We start from the raw sequence: 18,062 nt of genomic DNA on the forward strand, positions 1-18,062 counted from the left end.
CACTGAAACGTTTTGCATCACATCTTGCTGTCATTGCGGTATGAACTCGCCATACTTCAAGTTATATATGCGTCTAATGACCCATTCACTTGTCGCTTAGCTGCACCTCGAAATATTTAGAGTAAGATCTATCCGCAGGTAGCAATTTTATATGAATTTAAAAAATTTGCCGACACTCTTAACAGTTAATGTTAGGATTTTTGTCAGCACAGAGTGTTATCACATTAACAAAATAGTCTTTTATCTCAAACCAGATTTATGTCTTCCTGTGTATATATCAGTAAATAAGATTAAATTTCACGATTTCGTTAGTCTCATTCGTCGTAATTCGACATTTTAAAGGAGGAAAAACACAATGGATATTAAGGAAGTAGAGCAATTGCTCATACAATTAGAAAGCAAAGTTGCTTTCCAAGATGCGACTATTGAAGAGTTAAATCAGGTGGTCACACAGCAACAAATTGAAATTAGTCGTTTTAAAGAAGCATTAAAAATTGTCACTGAACGCTTAAAAACATCTCAATCCTCAATACTTGCAAGACCTGAAGATGAAACACCGCCCCCACACTATTAAGTGATAATTTTCTTTTTAGCGTAATCAGAAAAAACAAAAAAGGAGCGCTTAAACGCTCCTTTTGATCTTTCTAAAGAAAGATTAGTGTTGGCAACCGCAACCGCCATGACCGTGGCCGTGACCACCGTGACCATGACCTTCGCCACCACAGCATCCACCTTCTTCACCGTGAGAATGGCCATGACCATGACCACCGCCACAGCATCCGCCTTCTTCACCGTGACCGTGGCCACCACAACATTCGTGCTCTTCTTCTTCACCGTGTACGTGACCGTGAGCTAATTCTTCTTCAGTCGCTTCACGAATTGCAACGATTTCAACATGAAATTTCAGGTTTTGGCCTGCTAACATGTGGTTACCATCAACGATAACTTCGTCACCTTCAATACCTGTAATTTCTACTGGTACTGGACCTTGATCGGTATCAGCAAGAAAACGCATGCCAACTTCTAACTCATCAACACCAACAAAAACATCTTTTGGTACGCGTTGAACTAAGTTTTCATCGTATTGGCCATAAGCATCATCAGAAGCCACTTCTACGTCGAATTTCTCACCGACTTCGCGACCTGTTAATGCATTTTCTAAACCACTGATTAAAGAACCACGGCCATGCAGATAGTCTAACGGCGCGCTCACCGTGGACTCATCAACTAAAACACCGTCTTCTGATCTTACTTGATAAGCCAGACTAACTACCAAGTCGTTTGCTACTTTCATGACATCTCCTACATACCCGTGGGCAAAATTTTCCCGATTGTAACGAAAAATAAATCTTCTGTATCGGGTTATATCAAAAAAACCTACAATTATTGTGGTGTAAAGATCCCGATGACCTGTTCATTTTCACGAACAAGTGAATTAACTTCATCCTCTGTTTGCCGTTGCTGATGGCCACATTGAGCACATTCCACAATATCAACTTTATCTTCGCGCCACATTTTGAGTGTGTCTTGAGCTTGACAGTGTGGACACACAGCACCAGCGATAAAGCGTTTACGGGTTGCAGACATGGGGTCAGTTCTCCTGTTTATCAATAGATCTTTTTTCTTTACTTATTTGAGGAATATCCTCTGTTAAAGATTCATCCCAAATATCCGGTTGGTGATGTTCTTGACGAATTTCTTCACTAAAAAGTTCTTCAAGCTCTCGCCTTGCTTCTTTTACACGAGAAACATTGGAAACTTCTTCAGGTGATTCATCCATCAGCTTTCTAAGCAATTGCATATCCAAACGACGAAAATGCTGTTGTGCTCGATAAGCTTGATGAGGATGCATACCTAATTCAATTAATGTCTTACGCCCTAGTTCTAAAGCACTAGAAAATGTTTCTCTGCTAAAATCTGTTACACCTGCTTTAAGTAATTCATGAGCTTCAACACGCCCTCTTGCTCTGGAAATAATATGCAAATTAGGGAAGTGTCGCTGACAGAGGTGAACAATTTCCATCGTCGCTTCAGGTTCATTACTAGTGATTACAATCGTTTTTGCGTGTTCCGCACCCGCCGCTCGTAATAAATTGAGATCAGTAGCATCACCATAATAAACTTTATAACCATATTTACGCATGGTGTTTAAACTTCCCACATCATGCTCTAAGACAGTGACGTTAATCTTGTTAGCCATCAATAAGCGCCCTACAACCTGTCCCATTCGACCAAAACCAACAAGAATGACTTCTGGATGATTGTTTTCAACAAAAGGCTGTTCATCTGTTTTAGGCTCATTATAACGGCGAGATAATACAGCGTCTGTCATTTGCATCACAAGTGGCGTTGTCATCATAGAAAGCGTGACAACCACCAGCAATAATGCCATTTGCTGACTATCTAATACGCCCATTGCCATTGATGTTGAAAAAACAACAAACGCAAACTCACCACCTTGACTTAATACTGATGAAAACTGTAAACGTGTAGAAAAGCGTAATCCAGCTAACCATGCAATACCATAAAGTATCAGTGCTTTAACAACGACTAGAATAAGCACACCCAGTAAAACCTCAGGTAAATAGCGCCATAAGATGCCTATATCTAAAGACATACCGACAGAAATAAAAAAGAGGCCCAGTAACAAGCCCTTAAAAGGCTCAATGGAAATTTCTAATTCATGCCGATATTCTGTATCAGCTAATAATACGCCCGCAATAAAGGTTCCCATTGCCATTGAAAAACCGAGTGTTTCCATAAAAATAGCCGCACCTAGCACCACTAATAACGCGGCAGCAGTAAAGACTTCTCTTACACCCGATTTGACAACTAAACGAAACAGAGGACGTAATAAATAACGCCCACAAACCAATAACGCAGCAAAAGAGGCAACTTTTAATCCAATACGATACCAATCACTGCTAGCCGTTTCCCCTGCAAGTAGCGGAATAACGGCGAGAATAGGGATCACTGCCATATCTTGGAATAACAGAACTGCAAAACCTAACTGCCCGCCTTCATTATGATTCATCCCTTTTTCACTCATAAGCTGTAATGCCATAGCCGTTGAAGACATCGCAATACCTAATCCGCCAATAACGGCGGCCTGCCATGAAAAAGAGGTTAAAACGAGAATAAGTCCTGAGAAAATAGAGGCAGTAAAAACCACCTGCATTGAACCGACACCAAAAATAGCGCGTCTTAATTCCCACAACTTGGCTGGATTTAGCTCCAATCCAATAATAAACATCAAAAAGACCACACCAAGTTCAGCAAAATGTAAGATGTTATCGACATCTTTAAACAGCCCTAACCCCCAAGGCCCAATGGCAATACCCGCAATTAAGTAACCCAGTACGGCACCAATTTTAAGGCGTTGTGCAATCGGCACCATGATCACCGCAGCACAAAGGAAAAAGAGAACCGCTTTAATCATCCAGTTATCTTCCATTAGACATGCTCCCCTTCAAGTGGTGCACTTAACCAATGTCGATAAGCTTCTCCAATATGTGTCAATGTCGTTTTAGACTGTTGCCTTGCTGAATACACAATCATGGGTGATAACCAACGCATACCACACATTTCTGCCATTAATTCAAAAGGACGTAATAATTCTGTGAGTGTGTAGTGATTTTTTCCATTATGTTGGTAAGCATATTCAGGTTCACCTGTGGTCACAACACAGCGGAATGCTTTCCCTTTTAAATGTGACCGTCCACTTTCATTTGCAAAAGGACGTGTTAGTACCCTGTCTTGCCACTCTTTTAATAACGCTGGGCAACTATATGTTTGTAATGGAAATTGAAAAATGATCACTTGATGTTTGCGCAACAAAGATTGCTCATGGTGTATATCAATAAAAAAATCAGGATAAGTAGCATATAAATCATGAATAGTTATATTCTCTAGATCCCTCACCGCCTTGATTAATGCTTTATTAGCAATGGATTGGCGCGGCTCGGGATGAACATACACCAGTAATACATTTGATGCGTTTGACATCATTCCTCCTTACAAAACGTGTCAGAAACCATTTTTTCCGTTACCATGCACGCATTGTGACCAACTGTTACGAACAACTTACTCTATATATTAATTTACATACTCTTAATAGACGATATTTATGATTGTTTTTTCTTCTTTGCAAATTCGCCGTGGCGTCAGAGTGTTACTGGATAATGCCAGTGCAACCATTAATCCAGGGCAAAAAATTGGTCTAGTCGGCAAAAATGGTTGTGGTAAAACCACATTGCTTTCTTTATTAAAAGGTGAGCTTCAAGCGGAAGCGGGGAATGTCACCTTTCCCAGTACTTGGGCTATGGCGTGGGTTAACCAAGAAACACCTGCACTTGATGTACCAGCAATTGATTATGTTATTGATGGTGATAGAGAATATCGCCAGTTAGAACAACGATTACAAAAAGCCAACGAGATAAATGATGGTCACGCAATTGCACTTATTCACGGGCAATTAGATGCAATTAATGCATGGACAATTCAATCTCGTGCGGCAACCTTACTAAATGGCCTTGGTTTTAGCCAACAACAACTAAACGAGCCTGTAAAATCATTCTCAGGTGGTTGGAGAATGCGTTTAAACTTGGCACAAGCGCTAATTTGTCGCTCTGATTTACTATTACTCGATGAGCCTACCAACCACTTAGATTTAGATGCTGTTATTTGGCTTGAAAAATGGCTAAAAAGCTATACTGGCACCTTAATTTTGATTTCCCATGACCGTGATTTCCTTGATCCGATCGTGGATAAAATCTTGCATATCGAACAAGAAAAAATCTTCGAATATTCAGGTAACTACTCTTCGTTTGAAATGCAACGAGCAACAAAACTCGCTCAGCAACAAGCCTTGTTTGAAAACCAACAATCAAAAATTGCACACTTACAAAGTTTTATCGATAGATTTAAAGCGAAAGCCACTAAAGCAAAACAAGCACAAAGCCGCGTGAAAATGCTTGAGCGAATGGAGCGCGTTGCTCCAGCTCATTCTGATAACCCATTCCAATTTAGTTTCCGCCAACCAGAGAGTTTGCCTAATCCACTGCTATCGATGGAAAAAGTCAGTGCTGGTTATGGCGAAAAAATTATTCTTAATGATATTAAGCTAAATTTAATCCCTGGATCACGTATTGGGTTATTAGGACGAAATGGTGCAGGTAAATCAACTCTAATCAAATTACTTGCAGGAGAGCTTGAGCCATTACAAGGAAAAATGTCTCTCTCAAAAGGCATCAAATTGGGTTACTTTGCACAGCATCAATTAGAGTTTCTACGCTCCGATGAGTCTGCACTACAACATCTAACGCGCTTGGCTCCTAAAGAGACTGAACAAAAATTACGTGACTATCTTGGAGGTTTTGGCTTTCATGGCGATAAGGTGACTGATGCGTGTGGTCAATTTTCTGGCGGTGAAAAAGCTCGTTTAGTGTTATCTCTTTTAGTCTGGCAACGCCCTAATTTGCTGTTAATGGATGAACCAACTAACCACCTCGATTTAGATATGCGTCAAGCGTTGACTCAAGCGTTAATTAGTTTTGAAGGTGCAATTGTTGTGGTATCGCATGATAGGCATTTACTGCGTTCAACCACTGACGACCTCTATCTTGTTCACGATGGTCAAGTTGAGCCTTTTGATGGCGATCTGGATGATTATCAACAATGGTTAGTTGATCAAAACCGCCAAGAAACACAGGCCAATAAAAATCAGCAAGACAAAGATAATACCACGACAACAAATTTAAGTGCGCAAGACAAAAAAGAACAAAAACGTAAAGAAGCAGAGTTTAGACAGCAAACTCAACCGCTACGTAAAAAACTGACTACCTTAGAAAGTAAAATGGATAAACTCAGCCAAGAGCTTACTCTCATTGAAACAGCACTCTCTGACAGTGGCATTTACGATATCAGCCGTAAAAATGAGCTTTCAGATTGTTTAAGCCGACAAGGTATCGCAAAGTCAGCACTTGAAGAAGTTGAAATGGAATGGATGGAATTACAAGAAACATTGGAAGAGATGACAAATACATTTGACTCTCAGTAATAACCTATCATTCATTAAAAAAGGAACTGTTTTAAGTGAAATAGTTCCTTTATTTTTATCCCATCATTCATTCTTAAAATTTATACAATTCATTTTACTTAGAGGATTTATATCATTTTACAGTAGCACTATTTACACAAAATATAATCTCTCCCTATCTGACAATATCCCAGTAAAAATAACAGTCTAACGTTTATTTTCTGACTATTCATATAAAGTAAGAGAAATAAATCCTTTCGCACTAAAGTTTCTAACATTCCAGCCGAATTAATCATTCTGCTAAGTGGACCTCCCACTTATCGACGAAAAGGCAAAGCTAATAGGTAGGGTTATGTTAAAACGAATTAAAATCTCTCAAGGTTTAATGTGTGTCCTGACTCTGTTTTGTATTATTCAGATCATTTCTGGAGTACAAAGCATTCACGATGCCTACCAGACTCAAAATAAACTCAAGCAAATCTCATACAGTTTCGACCAACTACGTACAATGGATAATACTTATGCGGAGTTGAATACATTACGTACAGATATTATTGCGCAAGCATTTAGCTATATATCAAACCCTCAAGCAGAAGATGCAAACATCACCGCATTTATGCAAACCATGCCAGCACGTAAAGCACAAGTTGATGCTTTGATGAATGAGTATGTTGAGCTATCTGCTCAAACAGGTTTCGATCAGCAACGTATGGCTCAGATCAAACAGCTTTATCAAAAAAGCCGAGCTGATCTTGATTTATTGGCACAATATTTAAGTGAGCGAAATACTAATGCTGTTCGATTGATCTTAAAAAGCCCAGCGAATACTAACTTTACTAACTCACTGTATGAAGCCACAGACTTTATTACAGATGAAGTGGTTAATCCCTCAGTGACCGAAGCGGAAAAGAACTACTACAGTATGCTGTGGATAGCGTCTACCTTTATGGGTATTTTCCTTATTTTCACCACGCTAGTGCTTATTTGGATCCGTAAATACATCATTGCTCGTATTAATCAAATGATCACCTATCAAGAAACAATTGCTAAAGGTGATTTAGTCAGTCGAGTAGACAGTGACATTTCAGGTAATACTGAAATAGACCAGCTAATGCTGGGATTACAGCAAATGCGCGCACAATTAAAAGAGATGGTAAGCTCTATCCGAAATAGTAGTGCAGCTATTTATACAGGTGTACAAGAGATTGCTGCAGGCAATAATGACTTATCAAGCCGAACTGAAGAACAAGCTAGCGCACTAGAAGAAACAGCATCCAGTATGGAGCAAATGACCGCAACCATTCGCAATAACACAGAGAGCGCTCGTGAAGTCACAGAGTTGGTGATGAGTACTGCAGATATTGCCGTTCAAGGTGGCGAACACAGTAATAAGATGGTTATGACAATGACAGATATTGCCGACCGTTCACAAAAGATTGGTGAAATTACGGCTGTTATTGATGATATTGCATTCCAAACAAATATCTTAGCCCTTAACGCAGCCGTTGAAGCAGCAAGAGCTGGCGAGCAAGGTCGAGGATTTTCTGTGGTAGCAAGTGAAGTGCGCAACTTGGCACAACGAAGTGCAGAAGCTGCTAAAGAAATCAAAGAGCTTATTGAATCCACAATTTTACGAGTAAGACAAGGTAATGATCTTGTTGAACAAGTCAGTTTATCAATGGGTGAAATTGTAACATCCGTTAATCACGTTTCAGGTTCAATGAAAGAAATTCTATCTGCATCAGAAGAACAAACTCGTGGTATTGCACAAATTAGCCTTGCTGTTAATGAGATGGATAAAGCAACTCAACAAAATGCGGCTATGGTTGAACAATCAACTGCGGCTTCTGCCACATTAAGTGAACAAGCCAGCATGTTAGATATCATCGTCAATACATTTAAAGTTGAACATGAAAAACCATCCCCAACGAAACTGCCTACATTCTCAGCAAAATCGCCAGAAAAAGAAGCGATTAAAACACCGACAATAAAGGCAAACCACCATGGCACCGATGATAATTGGGAAAGTTTTTAAGTTGGCCTCTTATACAAAAGAAAGTAATCGCTCGGTATAATAAGTAGTCAATTACATATAACAAAACCTCTACCTACCATACTCCCAGTTAATTTCTGGGAGTATTTCAATTCCCCCAACACATAAACATAAAAAACGATCATTTTTCATACGAAAAAAGAGCGATTTTTAAGAAATAATAAGAGCATTTTCGAAATCAATACGTTTATTTCACTTATCATAAGACAAATCGATAAATAAAGAAAAACATTGCTCATTATTGCTCTCTTATTCAGCAAAATCATTATAAAGTCTTATTATTCTACTAATTAACATAAAAAATAAGTAAGATAATATACTTACAGTATTTTATATATATCATTAGAATATTTTAGCTATTAGCTGATAAACAAAGCTAAAAAAAGAAATATAAGTCGTCTTTACTATTAAATAGAGTAGAAACAATAAAGTTTTTAAATATTAAGCCGAATAAGTTTAATTGATAAATAGTTATCGCTCCTTGCTGTGTGTCCTACAAATCAATTAAATAGGTAAGGCTATGCTGAAACGAATAAAAATATCTAATGGCTTAATGTTTATTTTAATACTGTTTTGCACTATTCAACTTTTCTCTGGTGCAATGAGTATCCGTGATGCGAGTTTAACAAATAAGCGGATCTCACAATTAGCAAATGGCTTTGAACAGATAAAAACGATGGATTATGGTTATGCGGAGTTAAATAAATTACGTGAAGATATGCTTAATGTTATGTTTGAAGCTCATCTCACTCCTGACATTGCAGAAGATAAAATTACCCACTTTCTTTCCACTTACCCACAACGAAAACAAGAAATTACACGTATTATTACCTCGTATTTTACTTCTGCAACCAATGCCAACTTTGATCCTGAAAAAATAGAAAGTATGAAAAAGCTTTTTAATCGTGTTATTTACGATCTTGATCAGCTTGTCTCATGCTTAGAAATTCGAGATTACTACGGCTTTCAATCTCTTTATGCTCATAATACCAATGAGCGTTTTACTCAATCCCTCTATGAAGCAACAGATTACCTCAGTGATAACGTGGTGACTCATGCAACACAAGCTGCGCAAGGTAATTACGAACGTACGTTAATTTTAGCGTTTGTTTTTATGTTTATTTTTATTCTTTTTACGGTTCTTGTTGTACTTTGGATACGTCGAAATATTGTTTTACGTATCAATCAAATCGTGGATTATATGTCAGAAATTTCACAAGGAAATTTATTAGAAAATAAAGACATCACAGCAAAAGGAAATAATGAAATTGACCAATTAATTACGGGTATTCAGTATATGCGCACTGAACTCTCATTAATTGTGAATGCTATTCGAGGAACAAGTCATCATATTTACACGGGTGTTCAAGAATTATCGGCAGGAAATACCGATCTTTCTTGCCGTACTGAAGAACAAGCTAGCGCATTAGAAGAAACTGCATCTAGTATGGAACAACTCACAGCAACAGTGAGAAACAATACAGAAAGCGCTCGTGAAGTTTCACATCTCATCAATCAAACATCAAATATTGCCAGTAAAGGGGGCGATGTCACTAATCGAATGGTGAAAACCATGACGGATATTGCCGACAGCTCACAAAAGATTGGCGAGATCACCGCCGTTATCAACAGTATTGCCTTTCAAACCAATATTCTCTCCTTAAATGCGGCCGTTGAGGCTGCTAGAGCCGGTGAGCAAGGGCGTGGTTTTTCTGTGGTGGCAACTGAAGTGAGAGAATTGGCACAGCGTAGTGCTGAAGCAGCGAAGGAAATTAAAGAATTAATTGATGCCTCAATAAGTCGAGTTCGTCATGGTAATGATCTTGTTGAACAAGTTAGCATTTCTATGGGTGAAATACTGACATCTGTAAAACATGTTGAAGACTCAATGACAGAAATTTTATCGGCATCTGAAGAACAAACGCGCGGTATAACCCAAGTCTCTCTTGCGGTTACTGAAATGGATAAAGCCACCCAACAAAATGCTGCTATGGTTGAACAATCCTCCTCTGTTGCCAGTTTACTAACCGAAGAAGCAGGCAATCTTGAACAGATCGTTGAGCAATTTAAAACCGCTGAAAGTGAGCAATACAATAAAAAATCACAACATAACATAATCGAAAAATCATTCTCTTCTGAAAAGTCACTGCCCCCCAAAGAAGAAAAAATAAAAAATACCACCAAGGATGACATAAAAGAGAAGAGTTTCGTGAAAGGAACATCTGTCAAAAATGATGAAGACGATGATTGGACAAGCTTTTAAATCATCGTTTTATCATGATTAAAATAGAATTTAGATAAACGCAAAGACACCTATTTTTAGTAGGTGTCTTTTTCTTTTATTTTCTAATAATTACAACTTAATGAAATACATTAATTGCACTGACTAAATAATTAGTTTGTACTTTCATTTCACCTGAAATCATTGAAGCCTTAGAAACATAATTAGCATTTTCATGCGTAATTGATTCCAGTTTTTCAACTGCACGACCTAGCTCCTTTAATCCCGCACTTTGTTCTGATGAGGCAAGGCTAATTTCACCAATTAAATCGGTCACATTTTTGACATGTACGACAATATCCTCCATCGTACTGACCGTCTCATTGACTTGTTTTGAACCGACTTTGATATTACTACTTGAAGCACTAATCAATTTTTTGATCTCTTTTGCCGCTTCCGCACTGCGTTGTGCCAATTCTCTCACTTCAGTCGCCACCACAGAAAAACCACGCCCTTGCTCACCAGCTCTAGCAGCTTCTACTGATGCATTCAATGCAAGGATATTGGTTTGAAAAGCAATACTATCAATTACACCAATGATATTGCTGATCCGCTCTGAACTTTTCGCAATATCATTCATAGTATTGGCAATATTATCCATTGCATTGCCTCCCTTTATCGCTGCATCACAGGTGATATTAGAAAGGTTATTTGCCTGCCCCGCAGTTTCACTATTACTACTTACCGCCGTAGTCAGCTCATTCATCGTAGATGCTGTTGCTTCAACATTACTGGCTGTCTGTTCCGTTCTTACATATAAATCACGATTACCCGCAGCTAGTTGATCACAAGAAATATCGACTTGATGAATTTGATGACTTACATCATTCACTAACCAACGGAACATTCGGCCTAACTGATTAACTGAACGCTGAGTCATCCCAATTTCATCAATACGATTAAGGTAAGCAACGTTATGTTCATCTCCTGTTGCAACTCGATTAGCATGTTTATTTAATTGAATGATGGGCTTAACAATTTGAAAATACAAAATTCGTTCATTTGCCATGAGTAATAATAGTAAAACGACAACATGCATCAAAAGAGCATAGCCGGATAAGCCAGAAAACCATGCACTTAACAACATAAACGGTAGAGGGAATAGAATAAAAAGGCGAAGGCGTTTTTTTAATGAAATAGTTTGATTCCATGAGCGCCAACGTTGCCATCCTTTATAAACAAAAGCACCTTTTAAAAAGGTGTGAGAAGGATATTTACCTTGATTAAATGCATCATAAAGTGTTGAGGCTTGTGCTATTTCCTCTTTTTGTGCACAGGTTCTGACCGACATAAAACTTTGAATTTTGCCTTGACGAATAATAGGCGTGATATTGGCCCTTACCCAATAGTGATCGCCATTTTTACGTCTATTTTTAACAATCCCTGTCCAAACTTCGCCTTGTTTTAAGGTTTTCCACATATCCTTAAAAACGTCTGAAGGGATATCGGGATGCCTGACAATGTTATGGGGTTTTCCCACTAGTTCCTCTACTGAAAACCCACTGGCCTCGACGAAGTCCTCGTTGGCATAAATAATATTGCCATCAAGATCTGTCGTCGACATCAGTGTTGCGTTTTCAGATACCGGGTATTCTCGCTGTGTCACCGGTTGATTGTTACGCATTAGTTACTCTCCTCGATATTGAAATTAAAACATCTCAACAAAAAAACACTGCCTAAATAACTATCGTTTCGGCCGTTGGGAGAATAACTTTAGTAATAAGTGTAAATACCTACCTTTAAATATTAATTTTTTGAATCAGTTCAAAATTTTTAATTATCTAGACTGTTAATTAATGCCTGAGAACTTAACACTAATGTCTTCGCACATTCATCACGTTTCTTTAATAACGCCATGAAAATAAGATCTGTTATTGTATTTTGTGCAGTACGAGATGAGATTGAAGCACTCCTCCACTCCCCCTCATCCGCAATTGTTTCTAATATATAATCAGAGATCTTTCCTAATGGAGAGTGTTTTTCTCCTGTAATAGCAATAATTTTTGCCCCCTGTTTTTTAGCAACAGAGGCTGCCACTAACATGTCTTTTCTTTTTCCACTATAAGAAATAACTATTTGTAAGTCTTTTGGACTTAACATTTGGGCAACAGATATTTGGACATGATGATCCGTTTCAATAAGTGTAGTGATACCGATTTTTTGTAATTTATAACTTAAATCTCTAGCCACCAACCCAGAACCGCCAATACCTATAATTTGAACGCGTTGAGCTTCATCAATAAGCTGGATCACCTTTTCAAAATGAAAATAATTAATTTGGCGAGTTGTATCACTAATAGAATTATTTTTTTCTTGCGCCAGTTTTTGTGCAATAACAACTAAACTATCATCAGAACCTATTTGATTATGTAATATACTAGCGTTTTGCCCTGTACCTGCATTTTTTCGGCCTAGCTCTTCACTTATTGCAAGTTTCAAAGATGGAAAACCTTTGAATCCTATTTTTTGACTAAACTTAACAATCGCAGACTGACTGACGCCCGTAATTACAGCTAATTGCTGTGATGAAAGTGTCACCGTTTTTTCAGGGTTATCTAAAATATAATCTGCTATTTTACGCTGATTTGTAGCCATACCTGGCTTGATCCAAGCAATTTTTGTTAATGTTGGCATAATGACAATATCCACTTCGAGTACTATATCGTTATATTTGGGATCATTCTTGATAAAGAGTTTGATACCTAAAATTATTTAGGTTTTCAGATTAAAATCAATAAAAAAAGAACATAAACAATAAATTATAAAAAATAATGTTATTATTAAAATACTTACTCTTATAATAGTTTTATAATTATCTTTTCTATCTGCATTTGTTCATTAACCACGATATTCTATAATAATTAATTTATTTTTTTCCAATCTTTAATAATAATTTATTCTTTTTGGTCAATAAGAGAATATAAATTCAATCTATATATATTCAATAATATTGCGTTTTTAAACGCTTTAATTAAGTTATAACAATTAAAGAACACACTAAAAACATATGTACAATAAAATTCTCTTTAATTACAAACAGTAAACAGGAATAAATAATTCCTAGCCGCGAGAATTATTTTTCATTTTAAAGTATAAATTCAGATAAATGAAAACGTTAAATAATCACGTTTATATGAAATGAGGAATTCTTATTCTCACCTTATATAAAAGAGCACTTTAACATAAATACCTATGATAACAGGCGATCATAGATCTCTCTTTCACTAGATTAATACTCTTTTTTGGATGAAAATTTAGAACAATCATATCAACCAAACTTAAAAAAGCATTATTTAAATCAAAATAATTAAGTTACTTATTGATTTATAGTTATTTATTCAATCCAAATCAAAGGAACACAGAGCGCTGTTAATAATCCCATTGAAATATTAAAAATAAACCAGGATCTTCTGCTTTGTAAAAATAAGCTGATTAAGGTTCCCCCTAAAATCCAAACAATCCCTGCGACAAAATTCACTATCACCATCACAATGCTCATCGCAATAATTGAACTAAAATAGGCATCACCAGATAAACTAAAACTTCCAACTGCCCCTAATCCCATCATCCACGCTTTAGGATTGAGAAATTGTAATAATCCACCTTGAAACCAACTTACTGCTTGTGGCGTTTTTGCTGGGATATCTAAACGCTGATAAGATGATGTCGCTGTTTTCCAAGCAAGCCAAAGTAAGTATGCACTTCCGATTATCTTTAATCCTATATGCAATGCAGGATAAATAATCAGTAATGCAGCCACACCAAATGCCGAGCTAAGTAAAACACATTGCATTCCCAGCATAATACCCGCCATAAGCTTTAATGAGCCTTTAAAACCGACATTAGCACCTGATGAAGTAAGTAATAAGTTGTTGGGTCCTGGTGTGATAGCGGCAATAAACAGGAAAATAGTTAAAGAAAAAATAAGGCTAATTGTCATGGCGAGTGCTCAAAGATGTGACAGATGTTTTATTTTCACCGAAAATAGCAGTATGTTATTTAGCAAACAAGTGTTAATTCATTTTGATAGACGGAAAATATGTCTCAATACTTTAATCCAATGCGTTGGGCTAAAAATCCACATTTACAAACGCTTTTACCAAGAATAGTGCGTAGAACACCACTATTAACGCCTTACTGGCAACGACTAAACCTTCCTGATAATGATTTTGTCGATTTGGCATGGAGTGAAGATCCCAAAATGGCGCTCGATAAGCCAAGATTAGTGATCTTTCATGGTTTAGAAGGAAGCTTTAGCAGTCCTTATGTTCATGGCATGTTATCAGCAGCAAAAGAGAGAGGCTGGTTAAGTGTTGTAATGCATTTTAGAGGATGCAGTGGTGAGCCCAATAGACAAAAACGCATCTATCACTCAGGTGAAACCGAAGATGCTCGCTACTTTTTAAATTGGCTAAAAAAGGAATTTGGTGAACAGCCAACAGCTGCCGTCGGCTACTCTCTTGGAGGTAACATGCTCGCTTATTACCTTGCTGAAAGTGGTGAAAATGCCGTTGTAGATGCCGCTGTTATTGTATCAGCACCATTAATGTTAGAGCCTTGTTCAGCTAAAATTGAGCATGGCTTTTCCCGTTTTTATCAATGGTATCTATTAAAAGGACTAAAAAATAACGCGACACGCAAGTTGATCCGCTATCCTGAATCATTGCCAATTAGTTTGTTGACGATAAAGTCCATCAAAAAGCTACGCCAATTTGACGATCTAATTACCTCTAAAATTCATGGATTCAAAGATGCCCTAGATTACTATCGTCAATGTAGTGCTTTGCCTTTATTAAATAAAATAAAGAAAACGACACTGATCATTCACGCTAAAGATGATCCTTTTATGTCTGCGGATGTTATTCCTGATATCACAACACTACCCAATAATATTGAGTATCAACTTACTGAATTTGGCGGGCATGTAGGTTTTGTCAGTGGCAAGCTTTCTAAACCCGTGATGTGGCTTGAAAATCGGATACCTGACTGGTTATCCGCTTATTTGGAGAAAACCAAATGATAATACCTTGGAACGAACTTTCCTCAGAGACTCTAGACAATCTTATTGAAAGTTTCGTTTTACGAGAAGGCACCGATTATGGTATCCAAGAGAAAACGCTTGAACAAAAAGTCGCCGACGTAAAAAAACAACTTAAATCCGGTGAAGCCGTATTAGTTTGGTCAGAACTTCATGAAAGCGTCAATATTATGCCTGCATCGCAATTTCGCTCTGATTAATCACTCCAGAGCGAAATATCGCCACCAATAAGGGCTAACCTTATTTTGCAAAAGGATAACCTATGTCAGTCAAACATCCTATCATCGCGGTTACTGGCTCAAGTGGAGCAGGAACGACTACCACGAGCCAAGCTTTTCGTAAGATATTCCAGCAACTTAATGCACATTCTGCTTTAATTGATGGGGATAGTTTTCATCGTTATACTCGCCCTGAAATGGACATGGCGATAAGAAAAGCCAAAGAACAAGGGCGACATATTAGCTATTTTGGCCCTGAAGCAAATGATTTTAGCCTACTGAGTTCCACATTCAGCCATTATAGTGAAACAGGACAAGGCCAATCACGTAAATATTTGCACTCTTATGATGAAGCAACGCCCTACAACCAATTACCAGGGACTTTTACACCATGGGAATCATTACCCAATAATACCGATGTACTCTTTTATGAAGGATTACACGGAGGTGTTGTCACTGATGAACACGATGTCGCACAGCATGTTGATTTACTAGTGGGTGTAGTTCCTATCGTTAACCTTGAGTGGATACAAAAACTTATCCGAGACACAACCGAACGGGGCCACTCACAAGAAGCCGTAAGAGATTCAGTGGTGCGTTCTATGGATGATTATATTAACTATATCATTCCGCAATTTTCGCGTACTCACATCAACTTTCAACGAGTCCCTACTGTCGATACATCAAACCCATTCTCAGCTAAAGCTATCCCAACTCTTGATGAAAGTTTTATTGTTATTCGCTTTAGAGGCTTAACGGATATTGATTTTCCTTATTTACTGGCAATGTTGCATGGCTCATTTATGTCAACAATAAATACAATTGTGGTGCCTGGTGGAAAATTAGGATTAGCGATGGAGTTAATTATGGCGCCATTAGTCAAAAAATTATTAAATGGCGAAAAGATCAGTTAACAAAAATAAAATCTATTTTTATAAAAATAATATCCCCTTTATTAAGGGATATTATTTCTAAATTAAACTTTATTTTAAAATATCAAATTTATTCAGCGTCTTTTATTTCGAATGAATGTGTAATATTAGCTGCTTTTCCTAACATTAAAGAGACGGAACAATATTTTTCTGCAGATAATTGAACTGCTCGTTCAACAATTTTATCTGTGAGTTCTTTACCTGAAACAATAAAATGTAAATTGATATCAGTAAATAAACGTGGAGCTTCTTCACGACGCTCTGATGTTAATTTCACTTCACAATCAGTGACTTGATGTCGCCCTTTGCGTAAAATACTAACGACATCAATCGCACTGCATCCACCCGCAGCAATTAAGACCATTTCCATTGGGCTTGGTGCTTTATCGCCAGAGTTCCCATCCATCATTATTTGATGACCTGATGAAGACTCACCAACAAAAGATAAATCTTCAACCCACTTAACTCGTGCTTCCATTTATTTTCCCCCTAAACATGACAGAAACTAAAAGAGTACATTCTCATAATTCAACTAGCAATTAGCAAATAGGTTTATTATGCTGACTGCGTAAAACGAGACTTAATGCACTAATTGTGTTAAAAACAATATCTGCTTGATGATAGTGGTTAAGATCAATGCATTATTTTCTCATTTATTATAATCTACTCCATATTAACTTACCGTGTTCTCAGGAAGTTAATAGGTCAAGATAGGATTTTTAAGCACGCTGTCTCAAAAGGGAGTCTATCCGTTTTGAATGGCTGCATTTAACGTACAGAGGATAACGCGAATGGTTCTCGGCAAGCCGCAAACAGACCCGACTCTTGAATGGTTTTTGTCACACTGCCATATTCACAAATATCCATCCAAGAGCACGCTGATCCACCAAGGTGAGAAAGCGGAAACACTTTATTATATTGTTAAAGGTTCCGTGGCTGTTCTTATTAAAGATGAAGAAGGGAAAGAAATGATCCTCTCCTACCTGAATCAGGGCGATTTCATCGGTGAACTTGGATTATTTGAAGAAGATCAAGAACGTAGTGCATGGGTTAGAGCAAAAACAGCCTGTGAAGTAGCAGAAATTTCCTATAAAAAATTCCGCCAATTAATTCAGGTCAACCCTGATATTCTGATGCGCCTGTCAGCTCAAATGGCGAACAGATTACAAACCACATCAGAAAAAGTAGGTAACCTTGCTTTCCTTGATGTAACAGGTCGTATTGCACAAACCTTACTAAACTTAGCAAAACAACCCGATGCTATGACGCATCCTGATGGCATGCAAATTAAAATTACACGTCAGGAAATCGGTCAAATTGTTGGTTGTTCACGCGAAACTGTAGGCCGTATTCTTAAAATGCTAGAAGATCAAAACCTGATCTCTGCACACGGTAAAACAATCGTCGTTTACGGGACTCGCTAAGTTTCCCTGCCCGAACAAACAATAGCCCGATACAAAGGGCTATTGATAAAAAATCTGTATAAACCCCATTCTTGTGATG

The 18,062-nt window shown here is 37.6% G+C and carries 16 protein-coding genes; 8 read left to right on the forward strand and 8 right to left on the reverse strand.

Features of this window, described 5'->3' with window-relative positions:
- The first annotated feature begins 355 nt into the window (after window positions 1-355).
- Window positions 356-574 (forward strand): SlyX family protein, encoded by a 219-nt coding sequence (locus LW139_RS19065; protein ID WP_166539082.1) that lies wholly within the window; start codon window positions 356-358, stop codon window positions 572-574.
- Between the two features lie 81 nt (window positions 575-655).
- Here LW139_RS19065 and slyD read toward each other — a convergent pair whose 3' ends face one another.
- The 4 genes from slyD to kefG all read right to left on the reverse strand — a co-directional run bounded on the left by slyD (window position 656) and on the right by kefG (window position 4,005).
- Window positions 656-1,294, reverse strand: coding sequence for a peptidylprolyl isomerase (slyD, locus tag LW139_RS19070; RefSeq protein ID WP_072068764.1), 639 nt, complete (start codon window positions 1,292-1,294; stop codon window positions 656-658).
- A gap of 89 nt (window positions 1,295-1,383) precedes the next feature.
- On the reverse strand, window positions 1,384-1,587 hold the full coding sequence (locus LW139_RS19075) for a YheV family putative zinc ribbon protein (RefSeq protein WP_109408917.1): 204 nt from the start codon (window positions 1,585-1,587) through the stop codon (window positions 1,384-1,386).
- Between the two features lie 4 nt (window positions 1,588-1,591).
- Window positions 1,592-3,454: a glutathione-regulated potassium-efflux system protein KefB gene (gene kefB / locus LW139_RS19080; protein ID WP_247850390.1), complete on the reverse strand. Its 1,863-nt coding sequence runs from the start codon at window positions 3,452-3,454 to the stop codon at window positions 1,592-1,594.
- A complete protein-coding gene (gene kefG, locus LW139_RS19085; RefSeq protein WP_247850391.1) occupies window positions 3,454-4,005 on the reverse strand; it encodes a glutathione-regulated potassium-efflux system ancillary protein KefG in 552 nt (183 codons plus the stop codon). The genes kefB and kefG overlap by 1 nt, the downstream gene beginning before the upstream one ends.
- A 121-nt stretch (window positions 4,006-4,126) precedes the next feature.
- Between kefG and LW139_RS19090 the strand changes: the two genes are divergently transcribed.
- The 3 genes from LW139_RS19090 to LW139_RS19100 all read left to right on the forward strand — a co-directional run bounded on the left by LW139_RS19090 (window position 4,127) and on the right by LW139_RS19100 (window position 10,353).
- Window positions 4,127-6,058, forward strand: a complete 1,932-nt coding sequence (locus tag LW139_RS19090; RefSeq protein ID WP_166539085.1) for an ABC transporter ATP-binding protein — start codon at window positions 4,127-4,129, stop codon at window positions 6,056-6,058.
- 331 nt (window positions 6,059-6,389) lie between these two features.
- Window positions 6,390-8,072, forward strand: a complete 1,683-nt coding sequence (locus tag LW139_RS19095; RefSeq protein WP_166539086.1) for a methyl-accepting chemotaxis protein — start codon at window positions 6,390-6,392, stop codon at window positions 8,070-8,072.
- 538 nt (window positions 8,073-8,610) lie between these two features.
- A complete protein-coding gene (locus LW139_RS19100; protein WP_166539087.1) occupies window positions 8,611-10,353 on the forward strand; it encodes a methyl-accepting chemotaxis protein in 1,743 nt (580 codons plus the stop codon).
- Between the two features lie 97 nt (window positions 10,354-10,450).
- On the opposite strand, the gene LW139_RS19105 is transcribed toward LW139_RS19100, so the two are convergent.
- From LW139_RS19105 to LW139_RS19115, 3 genes are all read right to left on the reverse strand, one after another.
- Window positions 10,451-11,995 (reverse strand): methyl-accepting chemotaxis protein, encoded by a 1,545-nt coding sequence (locus tag LW139_RS19105; RefSeq protein WP_166539088.1) that lies wholly within the window; start codon window positions 11,993-11,995, stop codon window positions 10,451-10,453.
- Between the two features lie 149 nt (window positions 11,996-12,144).
- Window positions 12,145-13,005 (reverse strand): SIS domain-containing protein, encoded by an 861-nt coding sequence (locus LW139_RS19110; RefSeq protein ID WP_109408924.1) that lies wholly within the window; start codon window positions 13,003-13,005, stop codon window positions 12,145-12,147.
- 700 nt (window positions 13,006-13,705) lie between these two features.
- On the reverse strand, window positions 13,706-14,311 hold the full coding sequence (locus LW139_RS19115; RefSeq protein WP_072068772.1) for a LysE family translocator: 606 nt from the start codon (window positions 14,309-14,311) through the stop codon (window positions 13,706-13,708).
- 99 nt (window positions 14,312-14,410) lie between these two features.
- Between LW139_RS19115 and LW139_RS19120 the strand changes: the two genes are divergently transcribed.
- The 3 genes from LW139_RS19120 to LW139_RS19130 all read left to right on the forward strand — a co-directional run bounded on the left by LW139_RS19120 (window position 14,411) and on the right by LW139_RS19130 (window position 16,541).
- Window positions 14,411-15,391, forward strand: a complete 981-nt coding sequence (locus LW139_RS19120; protein WP_072068773.1) for a hydrolase — start codon at window positions 14,411-14,413, stop codon at window positions 15,389-15,391.
- Window positions 15,388-15,609, forward strand: a complete 222-nt coding sequence (locus LW139_RS19125; RefSeq protein ID WP_109408926.1) for a YheU family protein — start codon at window positions 15,388-15,390, stop codon at window positions 15,607-15,609. Before LW139_RS19120 ends, LW139_RS19125 begins: the two co-directional genes overlap by 4 nt.
- A 62-nt stretch (window positions 15,610-15,671) precedes the next feature.
- On the forward strand, window positions 15,672-16,541 hold the full coding sequence (locus LW139_RS19130; protein ID WP_072068774.1) for a phosphoribulokinase: 870 nt from the start codon (window positions 15,672-15,674) through the stop codon (window positions 16,539-16,541).
- Between the two features lie 88 nt (window positions 16,542-16,629).
- On the opposite strand, the gene LW139_RS19135 is transcribed toward LW139_RS19130, so the two are convergent.
- Window positions 16,630-17,037 carry an OsmC family protein gene (locus LW139_RS19135; RefSeq protein ID WP_036933917.1) on the reverse strand — a complete coding sequence of 136 codons (408 nt, stop codon included), beginning with the start codon at window positions 17,035-17,037 and terminating at the stop codon, window positions 16,630-16,632.
- A gap of 313 nt (window positions 17,038-17,350) precedes the next feature.
- Here LW139_RS19135 and crp point away from each other — a divergent pair, with 313 nt between their 5' ends.
- Window positions 17,351-17,983 carry a cAMP-activated global transcriptional regulator CRP gene (gene crp, locus LW139_RS19140; RefSeq protein WP_004246872.1) on the forward strand — a complete coding sequence of 211 codons (633 nt, stop codon included), beginning with the start codon at window positions 17,351-17,353 and terminating at the stop codon, window positions 17,981-17,983.
- Window positions 17,984-18,062 lie beyond the last annotated feature (79 nt).

This window comes from Proteus vulgaris, assembly GCF_023100685.1.
In the GTDB taxonomy this organism is placed as follows: domain Bacteria; phylum Pseudomonadota; class Gammaproteobacteria; order Enterobacterales; family Enterobacteriaceae; genus Proteus.